This window comes from Campylobacter showae (assembly GCF_900573985.1).
Classification (GTDB): Bacteria; Campylobacterota; Campylobacteria; order Campylobacterales; family Campylobacteraceae; genus Campylobacter_A; species Campylobacter_A showae_E.
The window spans coordinates 180,582-195,120 of the sequence record NZ_UWOK01000002.1 but is presented as its reverse complement, the minus strand read 5'-3'; the positions used below and the strand labels follow the sequence as shown (position 1 = coordinate 195,120).

The following is a 14,539-nucleotide window of genomic DNA, read 5'->3' as shown; positions in this document are numbered from 1 at the left end:
GAAGTTTAGAACTATATAAAGAATAATAAATTAATTGCAAATAAGATTGAGTTTTAAATAAAGTATTGGAAGTTTAGAACTTGTTTTGACGTTAGAATTTTTTATCCCGCTAACAAGTTTTAAATAAAGTATTGGAAGTTTAGAACTCTCTTGTTCCCTTATTTTTAGCGCGATTTCGGCTTCGTTTTAAATAAAGTATTGGAAGTTTAGAACTTTCGCCGTTTCGCGCCTGATGCGGGGTTATAGCGTCGGTTTTAAATAAAGTATTGGAAGTTTAGAACTCGACACGCTAAAAGAGCAATACCCCGAGAATTTGCTGTTTTAAATAAAGTATTGGAAGTTTAGAACTGGCATCCACGCGCAAATTCTGCGGCGCATAAAAGTTTTAAATAAAGTATTGGAAGTTTAGAACAAAGAAGCGCTAGGCTCTCTAAAAGAGGGCAAAGCTCCGTTTTAAATAAAGTATTGGAAGTTTAGAACTAACGGCATTGCAAAGCACATCAACGATAATTTTTCAGTTTTAAATAAAGTATTGGAAGTTTAGAACAAAAAGATGAATATTTTGGAGCAAATTTTAGATAAGTGTTTTAAATAAAGTATTGGAAGTTTAGAACCCCCCTAAAAATGGGCTCTGCGGAGCAATAATTGGTTTTAAATAAAGTATTGGAAGTTTAGAACCGTTTGAGGAGTTTGCGGCGATTAGGCCCGTGAGCGTTTTAAATAAAGTATTGGAAGTTTAGAACTTTTAGGAGATATTTTTCTACGAGCTTGTCGAAACAGTTTTAAATAAAGTATTGGAAGTTTAGAACCTTTATCAGCCCCGACGAGTGGGCACTAAAATACTATGTTTTAAATAAAGTATTGGAAGTTTAGAACTTATTTTATTTATCGCCGTCCTAAAAAACATACAAGTTTTAAATAAAGTATTGGAAGTTTAGAACACGGATGAGCAAAGCAAGATAGCGCGAATGCTTGGTTTTAAATAAAGTATTGGAAGTTTAGAACTCATCTCTTTGATTTCTTTTACGTCCTCTATCCAGGGTTTTAAATAAAGTATTGGAAGTTTAGAACGCTCCTACGCAAAGAGGCTCTTATATCTCTTGCTACCTCGTTTTAAATAAAGTATTGGAAGTTTAGAACGCTCCGGTTACGCTTCGTCCTAGCTCGTTTACGTGTTTTAAATAAAGTATTGGAAGTTTAGAACCTCGAGTCTTTAAAAGCCATTTTTTGCCTTTGTATATCGTTTTAAATAAAGTATTGGAAGTTTAGAACTAATGGCACTCTAGGTTATCATAGCAAAGCATATAGGTTTTAAATAAAGTATTGGAAGTTTAGAACATATAACAAACAAGATAGAAAGGAATTTAAAATGATGTTTTGAATAAAGTATTGGAAGTTTAGAACTGCGCAGCTAGATGAAACGCTGAATAACCTAGCTGCTGTTTTAAATAAAGTATTGGAAATTTAGAACAAGCCGATATGAAATCAAACCCCGATAAATACGAGGTTTTAAATAAAGTATTGGAAGTTTAGAACGAGCCGACCAACCTATCAAAACGATACTACAAACCAGTTTTAAATAAAGTATTGGAAGTTTAGAACTCGTCGCGCCAGTGCAAAATCAAAATACCGAGAAGCGTTTTAAATAAAGTATTGGAAGTTTAGAACTCGCAAGGCCAATAAAAGAAAAGCCGGGACGCCCGGTTTTAAATAAAGTATTGGAAGTTTAGAACAAATAAAGGTTCATATTGCGACGCGTCCGAAAGACGGTTTTAAATAAAGTATTGGAAGTTTAGAACTACATGACATCTAAAACTATAAAAAGACATCATCTTGTTTTAAATAAAGTATTGGAAGTTTAGAACGTGTTACCGCTTGAATCTTCACAATAACTATGCATAGTTTTAAATAAAGTATTGGAAGTTTAGAACTATGCCATATCCATATACACTTTTTGAACAGACTCGGTTTTAAATAAAGTATTGGAAGTTTAGAACTCTAATCTAAAAATGTGTGTCGTGCGGCGCGTAGCGTGTTTTAAATAAAGTATTGGAAGTTTAGAACTTATGCCGAATGCAATTATTATACATGCCGCTATTGTTTTAAATAAAGTATTGGAAGTTTAGAACATTCAACGCTTTGCAACAAAGGACTTGAGCCTATAGTTTTAAATAAAGTATTGGAAGTTTAGAACATTCAACGCTTTGCAACAAAGGACTTGAGCCTATAGTTTTAAATAAAGTATTGGAAGTTTAGAACGCTGATGAAAACAAGAGAGCTGTTGTAAATTTTGAAGTTTTAAATAAAGTATTGGAAGTTTAGAACTTAAAAATTTGCAAAATCCCATAACCGATCCCGAGAGTTTTAAATAAAGTATTGGAAGTTTAGAACATTATGATAACCTACCTAGTCGGCAATCCTGGAAGTTTTAAATAAAGTATTGGAAGTTTAGAACTAAGTCTAAAAGCAGCCCAACCATAAGCTATAACAAGTTTTAAATAAAGTATTGGAAGTTTAGAACTTAGAATAAAATTTCACCTCTTTTGGACGCTTAAAGTTTTAAATAAAGTATTGGAAGTTTAGAACGCCTGCGCCTAGATTGTGTAGCGGTCTTTTGAGTATGTTTTAAATAAAGTATTGGAAGTTTAGAACGTATAAGAGCTTAGCTGCGATTTTAGGACGTAGTTTGGTTTTAAATAAAGTATTGGAAGTTTAGAACTAGCATTTTGCGTTCGCAAACACTAGAGCCGATATTGTTTTAAATAAAGTATTGGAAGTTTAGAATAGCCCCTGCTAGAAAAATACGGCGTCGCGCTAACGTTTCAAATAAAGTATTGGAAGTTTAGAACATATGGATGGGGCAAAAATACTGATCTACGATAAAGTTTTAAATAAAGTATTGGAAGTTTAGAACGGAATTCTTGTATATCCTCGCTCGTGAGGTAGATTTGTTTTAAATAAAGTATTGGAAGTTTAGAACAGATAATCCATTTGTTTCATATTTATCTCCAAAAAATAGTTTTAAATAAAGTATTGGAAGTTTAGAACAGCCCCCTTATTTGTATTTTAAAACGGTATTGTTTCGTGTTTTAAATAAAGTATTGGAAGTTTAGAACAATGGGTAGCGGAGTTTATCACGACTACCGCTACCGCGTTTTAAATAAAGTATTGGAAGTTTAGAACTAGTAGTGCTTGTCGCTGATTTGGCTTGAGTGCCCTGGTTTTAAATAAAGTATTGGAAGTTTAGAACGTGTGCCTCAAACTGTGCCCTATTTTTTGTCGAAACCGTTTTAAATAAAGTATTGGAAGTTTAGAACAATAAACGTGCCTTTTTCTTCGGTATTATGTAGCAGTTGCACAAAGTCCGAAAATTGACTAACGTCGCATTATAAATTAAATGCCTTTCCGAGATGATCTTGTAAAAGGCATTTATTTTTCCTGAAATTCTACGCGATTTTTCACGCAAATTCTTCATTTTCCGCTGATTTAGGCGTGAGAAATCCGCTCGACCGTGATTTCGGTAAGCTAATTATCCCTTTCTATTTAAATTTGATGAAATATCGCTAAGGCTATTGCAATCTACGCAGCTAACAGCATTTCATCATACTTCATTTGTTCTTCTAATCGCTTGAAGTAGTTTTGTGAAATCTCTTCGGGGGCAAAGGCTTTCATTCCGATTAACTCACCTTGACGGTGATTCCCTTGCCAGTAGCCCACCCACTCTTTAAGTGGCAATACCCACAGGCAACGCTTGAGTACATCTTCAAAGAGTTCCCTGTTGGATTTACGGCGGTTATCTGAAAAGAATGCCGCTTGATTGGCGTAATGTAAGGCGTATTTATTATCGGTTTTATGATGTACGCCACGATGTAAATCGCGGAAACGTGCGTTAAAGGATTCTGCGAGATTGTTGTTTATGCCTTTGGCACTAAAGGCTTCTTGATGGTTTACCGACCAACGTGTGTAATGAAAATCAAGGTTGTTATGGGCAGGGTTTTCATCACACATAATATCGCTGCCAGCGGTGACGAAACGTTGGTTTAAGGCGAATATGGTGTTGGCACTTTCGGTATAATCCATTGCCACGATGGTGCGGTTTGAGCCCCACATTTGTTCATCATTGGCGGAACGTTGGTTAAGGCTGATAATGCAGCGTTTAGTCGGTCTAAATTTGGGAAATTTCCGTTCTTTTTCATCTGCTTGTTGGCGTTGTTTATGGTTGTTTTTACGGTAGTTTGGCTTGCGTAGCGTGAAGTTAATCCAAGCTCCATCTTCGTGAATTTCACCTTGTAATGGGCTTAAATCACGGGTTTTGAATAGGGCTTCGCGTAGCTTGTGGCACAACACAAAAGCACTTTTGTATTGAATATTCAAGTGTCAGCCTAGGGTAATGGCGGAAATGCCTTTGATTTCATTCACAAACAGAGCAATCGCAATAAGCAAATCCGACAGCAGCAATTTGTGAAAGGCGAAAGCGGTGTTGGTAGTGATTCAGAAATTGCGCTTGCAATGCTTGCACATCCAACGCTTGCGATAAGCTAGAAAATAGGCATTGTGCCGCGTGTTGCAATGCGGACAGCAGACATCGTGGAGATTGTCAGGATTGCCCCAGCGAGCACCTTTCATTAGCTTAAAGGCTTCATCTTCGGACAAGCGCGCGATGTTTTTTTAGGCTGAATGTGCGCTAATTAGAGGAAAGTAGGAAGTGTTGCATTGGAAACCCCGAATTTTATTACATAGCTTCCCACCACATATTCAATAAGAGTATATGGTAGATGTAATGATGTAATAATAAAACCAGAAGGGTGAGCCAATGAGGGCAGCTTTTAAAGGTTAAAGCTAACCTATTCTCTTGCCTTAAACTCAAGAAAAACTCGCTAGACTTCAATATCAAGCAATGGTTCAGTCTATCAAAAATAAGCAACTTGCCAACAAGAGCCTTTCCAAGTGTATTAAATTTCTTACCATTAATAGTCCAAAATGGAATATTTTACTTGGCGTTATAAAATTAATTTATGAGTAAAGCATTATACACATCCAAGAATTCAGCCTTAGTATCTCTACTTAAAAAAGCTAGAGAGGATAAAGGTATGACTCAAATTGAACTTTCTTCTAGGATAGCTAGAAGCCAGTCTTATGTGACAAAATATGAAAATAATGAAAGGTCATTGAAAGTCACTGAGTTTATTGAAATATGTGAAGCTTTAGATATTGACCCTGTAGAATTAATTAAAATAATTAAAAATGTCTGATACTATCAAACTTCTCAATATTGCAACTGAAAATCTAAAGTTGTTAAAAGATAAATCTTTTGACGCAATACATTTGGCTAAGCCTAACAATATTGACTCCGCAATTAATTTAACAAAAATTGTTTCTAAACTATCTCCTATGATGGGTAACTTAATAGAATTTAGTATATGTGAATATTTAAACTCTATCCCAACATTTAACACTATAGGTAGATGGTATAGGCAGGATCCTGGATTTCCAGATACTATTTTCTGTAGTCATATATATCCCAAACCAGGAATAGAAATTAAAGCTTGGTTTCCATTATCAACAGAAATTACAGCTAGATTTAAAGATAGCCAATCTTATTTCACAAAAGGGCAGACTAATGTTGTATTAGTCGCGTGGCTACCTGAATACATAATTTTTGGCTATCCCAAGATAATTGATATTGTTGTTATAACTGCGAAATCAGTAGCTTATATGAGAGATCTTCATTATAGTAACCCACCTGATTATCTTATTGTCGAACCTAGAGATACATCTAATCGCACTGTAAATTTGCAACAAAGCAATACTAATGGATATAAATTTCAAGGTTCTTCATCACAATTTAACGAGGCTTTGAATATATGCAATTATTGGGAGATGAAAGGGTTATTCAATAAACATAATCCAACATTACCAATATATCAGGAAATGATACAAGATTTAATGTCTAGATTTCCATATAGGTTGGATACAAATTTCGCTAAAATAGATAGGATTAGTCATCCTGAAATAGAAGCATTTAAAGAGAGGGTTTTAAATTCAAAAATTTGTAATCAAACAGTATCTTATTGGTCAAAACTTTTATCAAAAGGTAATGTTGATGATATTGCAAGAGCATTCTCATCAACATTTAATATTAGGTATTAAATCGTTCTACTCCGATCAAAAAGTAATCCTTATCTATTTCGGCTGCGAAACTTCTTCTTTTCAGGTTCATTGCGGCTAATGAACCTGAAAACAGCCCCCCAAAAGGTTCCCAGATGACATCGTTTTCATAACTAGAAGCCTCAATAATTAACATCATTAAATCTAAAGGTTTTTGATTCAAATGAGCGGATGCAGTTTGAGAATTTGGAACCTTTATTCGTTCTTTACCTTTTAATGGATTTCTATTCCATACATTGGTGAATCCAATTGGACAATTAAAAATAGGCTTCATCATTTCCCATTCTTGCCTACTTAATGGTGATACTCCATTAAAAGAAAAATATGGTTTCCCTTCAATATTGCCATGTAAATTAGCATAATTAGATAATTTCTCAAACATTTCATCAGGAGGACAATACCATAAATGTCCTTTATCCAAGTATTTTCTTGAGGCAACATTAGCAACACCACAAGCGATATTAGCGGATTTAAGAGATAATCCTGTTCTTTTCCACTCTTGATGTAACCATTCCTGTAAATTCTTTCCATCTATTAGAGGCTCAAATACATATTGAACACAAACTTCAGTAACAACTGGAAATCTTTTTATTTTTGAAGTATTTACATTGCCTGCAATATGAGCTTTGCCTTTATTCCAAATATTAGCATTAACATATTTCCAGCCTAACTTTTCTAAAATAGGATGCACACAAGCCCATCCAATTTCAGTATTCCAAAACCATAGAGTTGTTCTTCTAGTGGCTTTTTTTGTCCATTCTAATATATGTGGTTCATACCATTCAGCAATAGATAGATGGTTACTTGTATCACCATTAAACCCTAAAATACCGTAAGCTCCATCAGAAATTATAACGGTTGGAGTGGACCAATCTTGATAAAAATCTAAGCTATCTCCAAAATGCAAATTTATACCATTTTTAAAAAAATGATCACCATTTTTTTGCTTATTAGTAATCTCAAACTTCTTACCTCTACCAACGGTACTAGGATTAGCATAATACATAAAGACCTCTATATTAAATAATTTATTTTATCTGAAATTTCTTTAAAAGAAACATCAAAAGCTTCTTTTAAACTCATTGGCATAGTTCGGTAATGAGAAATTAGTTTCTTTTCCTGCTCTGAAATATCACTCTCTTTATTCTCAATTTGGAACATTGCTCCACTCCCAGTAAGTAACCAAGTAATGCTAACTCCTAATCCATTATAGATCTTGATTAGAGCATCCACACTTGGATCGCGCCCCTCATTCAAGTAATTCATTGCCGAACGATATGAGATTCCCGTTACATTAGAAAATTCAGTGACGGTCATATTTTTAGCATCCAAGACCAGCTTTAAGCGCTCTGATATGCACATTATTTCACATTCCTATTGAAAAAAGTGAATGATTGTGATATATTATGCACAATCAATATGAATAATATTTCATATATTAGTTTAATAAAGGTGTGACCTCAATACTATGACCCAGAATTTTCTTCTCAGCAGCAAAGCCCGCACGCTTTCGCCACTCAAGATAGCTCGTCTATCTGATAGCGAATCGCGTTCATTGCTATGCCAAATTCGGTGGAAAAGTGAAGAAAATGTCGTTTGTCCGAAGTGCGGCGTGCAGCATATTGCTTACCGTATTCCTGCTCGCCATCAACGGCGGTGTAAACATTGTCATCATACCTTTAGTGTCACATCAGGCACAATTTTTGCTAATCGTAAGCTACCGATTCAGACTTACCTTTATGCCATTGCCTTATTCGTTAATGCTGCTAAAGGCTTGTCTGCTTGCCAGCTATCTCGTGATTTGAACGTACAGTACAAAACAGCTTTTACGCTTGCTCACAAAATCCGTGAAAGTTTACAAATTCAGAAACAGTTATTTCCGCTTTCGGGTGAAATTCATATCGACGGCACTTATGTTCATTCTGCCCCACGCCCTAAAAATAAGAAAAGCGAACGCGTGGACAGACGGCCGAAAGAAAATGCTAATCCTCACAAGCGGTCAATTTTGGTGATGCGTAATCGTTATAGCGAAGAAGAAACCGCAGAAAACCCGTATTTAGTGGGTGCTAAGAAAACCTTAACCTTTCCGATTTTATCGGAAAATAGTCAAGTCGTGAATAAACTGGCAACAACCCATATTAAGACAGGCAGTCGTATTCATGCGGACGAAAATTCAGCTTATGACGAATTGATGATTTACTACATCAACAAATTGTGGTTTTCCCAACAATGCTAAGGTCTTTTCAGCAATCTCCCCACAAAACATCCAATCTGGATTTTCACGTAAGACTTGAGCGACTAATCGCATCGTAATCAAGGGCTGCGGTTTTGGTTCTTTCGGTATATAAGGTTGAGCTAATGCGTTAATCTCTTGTGACAAACACTGCATTTGCACCGTCAGCTCATCTTGCTTTTCTTTTAGCTTTAATAGGCGTTCCACTAACTCGTGTTTCAGCAACTTTTGTGCCATAATAAAATCCCTATTGAGTTAAAATTTCAATAGGGATTTTAAGGTTTTTTAATCGGTTAAATCTTTGTGCAACTGCTACATAATACCGTTTTTCTTAGCTTATAGTGTTGGTTTTAAATAAAGTATTGGAAGTTTAGAACTAGCTCGCCATCAGATAGCCTTTTGCACTCTCGGCCGCGTTTTAAATAAAGTATTGGAAGTTTAGAACAGGAAAAAGTAAAAGTAAATAGATAATGCGATAAATGTTTTGGCTCTCTTTAATTTAAGCTCTTAAAAAGGAGCTTTAAACTACTATGTTGTCAATGAAAAATAAGTATATAGTTCGTTCAAGAATTTCTGAAGCCAAATTTCGTGAAATTTTAAAGTATTTTTGTACCGATATCGAAGCTGCAAAAAATAGCCAAATTTACTAAAATTTCAGAAGTTAGCTTGTGTAAGATCTTTAAACGAATAAGAATTCTTATGGCTACCGAATGCGAGAAAATATCTAAGTTTTCAGGCGAGATTTCCAGCTCGCAAGCTCGCCTAGAAGCTTCGCTTTGAAATAGACGAAAGCTACTTTGGAGCTAAAAGAGTAAGAGGTCTTGTGCTTGCACTCTCTTTGAGAAAAGAGGTAGAGGAGCGGCAAATAAAACTCCAGTGTTCGGAATACTAAAGCGTGACGGCAAGGTCTATACCCAAATAGTTAAAAACTGTTCTGCAAATGAACTGATACTGATATTATCGAAGTTTATCAAAGAGAGTGCAAGCACAAGAGCGATCTGGATGAGAGCATTATTTATTCTGATTATTGGAAGGCTTATGACGGTTTAGTGGATTATGGAGTGAAGGCTCATTACAGAGTAAAGCATTCTAAGAATGAGTTCAGCTACGACGCTACGCTTACTATTTTACAAGAAGCTGTAAGCAAAAACCATAGAAACTTTTGGTAATATGCCAAACATAGTTTATCTGAATTTAAAGGGGTTTAGATATAATAACAGTAAAAATATAAAAAGATCTCTATTAAATTTTAATAAAATTGATAAGAATCTTTATGAGTAGCAAGATGATGTCGCGGCTAAAAATCCACTCAGGTTCAATTTGGTAAATATTATTTAAAACTCAAGGATCAAATAGTGTCTAATTTAAAAATTTATAGAGGAACAATAGATAATCTAAGAACAAATTTGGAAACAAATGTTAGCGGTAGCGTAAGAAAGGGCAAGGGTGATATATCTACATCTAATACATATAGTTCGACTTTTAGGATAGATGGTAGGCAGTTTATTCTTAAAACTCAAAACAATACTTTGTCGCAAGGTGATGATATGGTGGTATGCGCAAATGGTTATAAAGTAATCAACTATAAAAATTTAACTACAAATGAAACGGGAACTTTATCAAAATTGTTATGGTCTATTATAAGAACTGTTGGTAATATTGTGGCGTTTATTCCTTTTTTTATAGCTTTGCTTTTTATTGGAGAGACTCGTACTGGATCTGGATATACAATGATTATTATAGTGGTTGTTTTAAGTTTACTTTTTATGTATCTTCTAAATAAATATGTTTCTATGCAGCAGAGTGCTATTGATATGTTAAAACAATATTTACAAGACAATAATTAACTTAGGTGGATTTTTGGGATTCTTTTGCCAAATATTATAACAAATTGATTTACTGCTAAAGCCAAATTTCTAAGGCTCTGTCAAACAAAACTGTATAAATCCACCTAATAGTTTTAGGCTCAAGACAAGTTAAAAACTTTCAAAGGAATTTTTAACTATTGTAATATCTCTAATAGAATAAGAATTCTTATGGCTACTGAATGTGAGGTCTTGAAAAGTAATGAGCGTAGTGAAATATAGTTTAGATATAATACTAAAACTACACAGAAAAACTTATATTAGAAACTATTAAAATTGATAAGAGAGAATACGCTTAAGTTCCGTTGAGCCTTAAATAATTTTAGGCTCTCTTTAACTTAAGCTTACATAAAGTAGCAGTAAAGTTATGGGGAGCCCCGATTTATTATATGAGATTTTTACCACGTTTTTAGATAATACCAAATTTTATTAAAAGTTAAAATCTATCTTATAACTTCAAACTCTGCATCGATAGTCTCGCCCACATCAAGCCATTTTTTAAAATTAGCCTGTGTCTCCTTCATAGTCTCTATATCTTTTTCTATCTCTTCTAAATTTGAAGCAAGCTTTATATAGTCGGGGAAAAAAGTATCAACAAAATTGTCACCGTTAATTAGATCCAATATTTCTTTTCTTTGTTTTTCGAAGCTATCTACCATATCGCCAATGGTAGCCTTAAATTTACTTTCTCGCTCTTGTTTTTGAATACTGTCCCAAATTTCCATTCCAAGACCAACAACGGAAAGCAATACATTTGCCCCAGCCGCGAATTTAGTTGCTCCCCATGGTTTAAATTTTAAAATTTTAGACAAATCAACGCCAACAAGCTTTGCAGTACTCACTATACCATCTCGCGCTATCTTTACGTTGGTTGCGTTTATAATGCCTGAGCTTTTTAAATACTTTACACCCTGACTACCGTAACTAAGCAAGGTAGAGTTAAAATTGTCCACTTCAGCCTGAAAATTCACTTCAAGCCTACTTATGGCGTGATTAACCGAGTTTGTAAGCTTATCAAATTCATTTTGTATGCGAGTATTCATATTTATACCTTCACTACCTATCTCGCGCTGAAAAAAATCATTAAAACTATCAATGCTAGTTCCCTGGGCCTGTAAAATAACGTCACTAAAATATCCAGTTATAAATTCCCTTAGTTCAACCCTTATTTTTGAAATTTTATTTGAGAGTGGCATCAGCTCTTTACTTATTCGTTCCCTTGTATCGTTTAGAGAGTTTATATTTTTGGCTATTTCCTGCTGTATTTCCCTTGCTGCTGGAAGTTGTTTATTTATAACATCTGCTATAATGCTTTTTTTGCTTTCATTTACTATATTTGCTATGCCGCCGTTGGTTTTTATCTTTGCGCTTGTAGCTTCTTGTAAATTTGATATATGCGACAATTTTTTAAATTCAGCTAAATTTTCTATCCAGTACTCTATGCCATTATCAAATGGATTTGCCGATACAGCTACGATAGATAGCTCATTTATTTCGTTTTGCGTTAGTTTTATTAGCTCACATAATCGCTCGATTGCATTTTGTTTTTTGATATTAAATTCGCTTTTGTAGGCAACTTCATCCTCTATGTCGGCCACTTCGTCAAATTTACTTAAAACGAATATCGTCCTAGGTAGCAAATTTAACTCTCTAAAAAGCCAGTTTAGGTCGCTTTCGTGGCTTTGTTTTATGGGATTTACCGGATTTAGTACGTATAGCACTAGATGTGCTTCGCTTACGTATTTTTTGGTTATATCTTTATATTTTTGTATCGTATGTGCTTCGTCATTAAATTTTTCTTTAAACCCAAATAATCCTGGAGTATCTACAAGCTCGATTTCATCATCTACGTTATATATTTTGACTTCATCAGATGACTCCTCGTGGCTTATTTTCATAGATGTCTTATCTAATTTTTCAAGCCAAGCAGCAGCTATTGATGTTTTACCCTCGCTAAAGCCGCCTGCGAGTGCTATTTTTAGCTTACCATCCTGCACGTTTTTCAGTGCATTTGCGAGTTTTGTTTTTATGCTTTCGTCTATGCTTATGCCGTATTTCTCGCCTTCTATCACAAACTCTTGCAATCTCGTTAAAATTTGCATCGCTTTGTCTTGTTGAGTTTTAAATTCTGCCAAGGTATTATTCATCTTTTCCTCCTAAATTTTTGATGTTTTTAAATACATTTTCTAGTTTTTCAATATTTTCAATAAAAAGCTCTTCTGTAGTTTGAACACTTTGTACGAAAAAATATAGATTAGCTGTTATCTCATCAAGCACCACCCTAATCTCCTCTAAATTTTTATCAAGGCTTGGAGTGATATTGTTTTTTATACGATTTGCTACATTGTGTATATAGTAATCAGCTTTTTGCCTTTGTTGTGATTTTTTGTAATTACTATCAAGCAATGCCCTAATCGATTTTAAAAAGTTTAATATAACAGTACCAAAGGCCACCCAACCCGCAGGATTCCAGGCATTTGTAAGAGTAAAAGTCATTATAAGGCCCCATGCCCCTACAGCGCTCTCTAGTAATCCCATTTTATCCACACCGCTTTTGATATCGATATTTACACTAAACGAACCAATATTTACGCTTTGTAGCTCGTTTATGGTTTCATTTGCTTTTCTAGCAAAGTTACTTAAATCTTGTTGCACCATTGATTCAAATTCATTAAAACTACTTTTAATAACGTTAGGTAGTTTGTTTTGTAAATTTTGAACATTTTGGTTTAGGAGGTCTTCTAATCTTCTCTTAAAATCGTCATTACTAACGCCTTTATCTATATAACCATAAATAGAGTTTCTGGTTTCTCTTTTAAATTTTTCTATTTCATTGTCTATGGCAATATTGGCACCATTTTTAAGTGATAAAAAAGCCGTATTTATATTGTTTTTAGCATCTTGATATTCACGCATAAGCATCTCTTTGAGTGGTAGAATATTATCGCATAAAATATCTTTTAAGACGTCTATCAACTTTTTTAGTACGTTATTTGCTTTATAGAAATTTGATTTTTTTATCTTTTTTTTAGCATTGTTCGCCAGCTCATTTTTTAAAAACAAACCAAAATCATCAAGATTAGAGCGCTTAATCAGCTCATTTTTATCAAATTTGTCTAAAAATTTAGCTCTATCTTGAGCAGCTTTGGAGCCTTCAAGTAAGCACTCGGCTACGCCAAGAAACGCTATTTTTGCCGATACGACTTTATGTGAAGCATAACTATCGCCAATTATTTCTCGCATCTTTTCATCTACCACTAAAAGCGATTTTTGCTCGCCCTCATTTAGTAAATTTTCTTTTAGCTGCTGATGGGAATTAATGCGTTTATTAAACAAGACATAAACTTCGCTTTGATCACTTAGATGCTCTTTTATTTTTTCAATCGTTCCTTTTTTGTTATTTTCGCCTTTTTGTGGAGGAGTAACCGAACTAGTGACGTAAAATACTGCATGAGCCTTTTTGACCGACTTTAATATCTCCCCTATTACCTTCTCTTCGCTTCCTTCGATACCAGGTAGATCTATTAGTATAAAATCTTCAAATTCATAACTTATAGCTTTTCTAGTAAAGTCAGGCCTTCCATCACCGATTATAGCACCATCGGCTAGTTTTATCATTTTACAAACTTCTTTGTTCAAAAATTTTTTCTTAATTTTTATTAGGAATAATTTTATAAAAGCAATAAATGTTTTTCTTTTTCGCAAAATTTCTGCCTCTAGAGTGTCAAGTTTTTCTTTATTTTCTTGGGTCTGTTTTATTTGATCGAAATCTAGATTGCTAAATTTTTGTTTTATTTTATCAAATTTAGATGACTCCATTGCTTTTGTATTTTCATTAAAATATATTCTTAGCGCTTCCACTAATGTCGATTTTCCTGAATTTGTTTCGCCATAAAAAGCAATTACTAATTTTTTCCATTCGATATTTTTTTTCAGCTCCAATATGGCACTATCTAAGATTTGATTTTTAAATTTCAAAATTACTTTTAAAACTTTTCTTCTAGAAGTTTGAAGGGTTGTGTTTTTGCTACTTTGGGAAAGGTTAAGCAGTATATCAAATATGATTTTATTTAAAAAATCGTAAATTTGATACGGATTTTTGTCAAGATGTTGATTTGTACCTTTTCGAAGAGCAAAGCTTTTAACTTTAAAATACAAAAGTATACGATAAAATATTAAAAATAAGGCTATAAGTAGTGTTTTTACATAAAATATGAAATGCATTAAAGAAGCTATCTTTTTCCCCGGTTTTTGAGCTTTCAAAAAGTTTTCC

11 protein-coding genes, 1 pseudogene and 1 CRISPR repeat array (1 of these 13 running past the window's edge) are annotated in these 14,539 nt (G+C 34.0%); of the genes and pseudogenes, 5 read left to right on the top strand and 7 right to left on the bottom strand.

The window, feature by feature from the left end; translation table 11 throughout:
• A CRISPR array of direct repeats spans nucleotides 1–3,317; the repeat unit is 30 nt; unit sequence GTTTTAAATAAAGTATTGGAAGTTTAGAAC (it extends 672 nt beyond the left edge of the window).
• Nucleotides 3,318–3,579: 262 nt separating this feature from the next.
• Both EE116_RS11680 and EE116_RS13295 read right to left on the bottom strand, forming a co-directional pair.
• A complete protein-coding gene (locus tag EE116_RS11680; protein ID WP_206159277.1) occupies nucleotides 3,580–4,374 on the bottom strand; it encodes a transposase in 795 nt (264 codons plus the stop codon).
• A gap of 117 nt (nucleotides 4,375–4,491) precedes the next feature.
• Nucleotides 4,492–4,653 (bottom strand): transposase, encoded by a 162-nt coding sequence (locus tag EE116_RS13295; protein WP_206159276.1) that lies wholly within the window; start codon nucleotides 4,651–4,653, stop codon nucleotides 4,492–4,494.
• Between the two features lie 362 nt (nucleotides 4,654–5,015).
• Between EE116_RS13295 and EE116_RS11675 the strand changes: the two genes are divergently transcribed.
• Nucleotides 5,016–5,252, top strand: coding sequence for a helix-turn-helix domain-containing protein (locus EE116_RS11675; RefSeq protein WP_122874637.1), 237 nt, complete (start codon nucleotides 5,016–5,018; stop codon nucleotides 5,250–5,252).
• Entirely contained in the window at nucleotides 5,245–6,150 is a 906-nt protein-coding gene (locus tag EE116_RS11670; RefSeq protein WP_122874636.1) for a hypothetical protein, read from the top strand. Before EE116_RS11675 ends, EE116_RS11670 begins: the two co-directional genes overlap by 8 nt.
• Here EE116_RS11670 and EE116_RS11665 read toward each other — a convergent pair.
• Nucleotides 6,140–7,174: a DNA methyltransferase gene (locus EE116_RS11665; RefSeq protein ID WP_122874635.1), complete on the bottom strand. Its 1,035-nt coding sequence runs from the start codon at nucleotides 7,172–7,174 to the stop codon at nucleotides 6,140–6,142. The two genes, EE116_RS11670 and EE116_RS11665, sit on opposite strands and share 11 nt — an antisense overlap.
• Before the next feature lie 8 nt (nucleotides 7,175–7,182).
• Entirely contained in the window at nucleotides 7,183–7,530 is a 348-nt protein-coding gene (locus tag EE116_RS11660; protein ID WP_122874634.1) for a helix-turn-helix domain-containing protein, read from the bottom strand.
• A 106-nt stretch (nucleotides 7,531–7,636) separates the two neighbouring features.
• Between EE116_RS11660 and EE116_RS11655 the strand changes: the two genes are divergently transcribed.
• Nucleotides 7,637–8,404, top strand: a complete 768-nt coding sequence (locus tag EE116_RS11655; RefSeq protein WP_206159275.1) for an IS1595 family transposase — start codon at nucleotides 7,637–7,639, stop codon at nucleotides 8,402–8,404.
• Here EE116_RS11655 and EE116_RS11650 read toward each other — a convergent pair.
• Nucleotides 8,342–8,638 (bottom strand): hypothetical protein, encoded by a 297-nt coding sequence (locus EE116_RS11650; RefSeq protein ID WP_122874633.1) that lies wholly within the window; start codon nucleotides 8,636–8,638, stop codon nucleotides 8,342–8,344. The genes EE116_RS11655 and EE116_RS11650 overlap by 63 nt on opposite strands.
• Nucleotides 8,639–8,931: 293 nt before the next feature.
• Between EE116_RS11650 and EE116_RS13290 the strand changes: the two are divergent.
• Nucleotides 8,932–9,335: pseudogene (locus tag EE116_RS13290) on the top strand (hypothetical protein); the annotation flags it as partial.
• A 421-nt stretch (nucleotides 9,336–9,756) separates the two neighbouring features.
• On the top strand, nucleotides 9,757–10,248 hold the full coding sequence (locus EE116_RS11640; protein ID WP_122874632.1) for a hypothetical protein: 492 nt from the start codon (nucleotides 9,757–9,759) through the stop codon (nucleotides 10,246–10,248).
• A 461-nt stretch (nucleotides 10,249–10,709) separates the two neighbouring features.
• On the opposite strand, the gene EE116_RS11635 is transcribed toward EE116_RS11640, so the two are convergent.
• Together EE116_RS11635 and EE116_RS11630 are read right to left on the bottom strand one after the other, a co-directional pair.
• Nucleotides 10,710–12,413: a LeoA/HP0731 family dynamin-like GTPase gene (locus EE116_RS11635; protein WP_122874631.1), complete on the bottom strand. Its 1,704-nt coding sequence runs from the start codon at nucleotides 12,411–12,413 to the stop codon at nucleotides 10,710–10,712.
• The gene (locus EE116_RS11630; RefSeq protein WP_122874630.1) at nucleotides 12,406–14,529 is read right to left on the bottom strand and encodes a GTPase; all 2,124 of its coding nucleotides are present in this window, start codon (nucleotides 14,527–14,529) and stop codon (nucleotides 12,406–12,408) included. Before EE116_RS11630 ends, EE116_RS11635 begins: the two co-directional genes overlap by 8 nt.
• Between the last annotated feature and the right edge of the window lie 10 nt (nucleotides 14,530–14,539).

Coding starts and splice junctions, on each gene's coding strand:
- EE116_RS11675 (WP_122874637.1), top strand. CDS start 5,016: ATGAGTAAAGCATTATACACATCCAAGAATTCAGCCTTAGTATCTCTA.
- EE116_RS11670 (WP_122874636.1), top strand. CDS start 5,245: ATGTCTGATACTATCAAACTTCTCAATATTGCAACTGAAAATCTAAAG.
- EE116_RS11665 (WP_122874635.1), bottom strand. CDS start 7,174: ATGTATTATGCTAATCCTAGTACCGTTGGTAGAGGTAAGAAGTTTGAG.
- EE116_RS11660 (WP_122874634.1), bottom strand. CDS start 7,530: ATGTGCATATCAGAGCGCTTAAAGCTGGTCTTGGATGCTAAAAATATG.
- EE116_RS11655 (WP_206159275.1), top strand. CDS start 7,637: ATGACCCAGAATTTTCTTCTCAGCAGCAAAGCCCGCACGCTTTCGCCA.
- EE116_RS11650 (WP_122874633.1), bottom strand. CDS start 8,638: ATGGCACAAAAGTTGCTGAAACACGAGTTAGTGGAACGCCTATTAAAG.
- EE116_RS11635 (WP_122874631.1), bottom strand. CDS start 12,413: ATGAATAATACCTTGGCAGAATTTAAAACTCAACAAGACAAAGCGATG.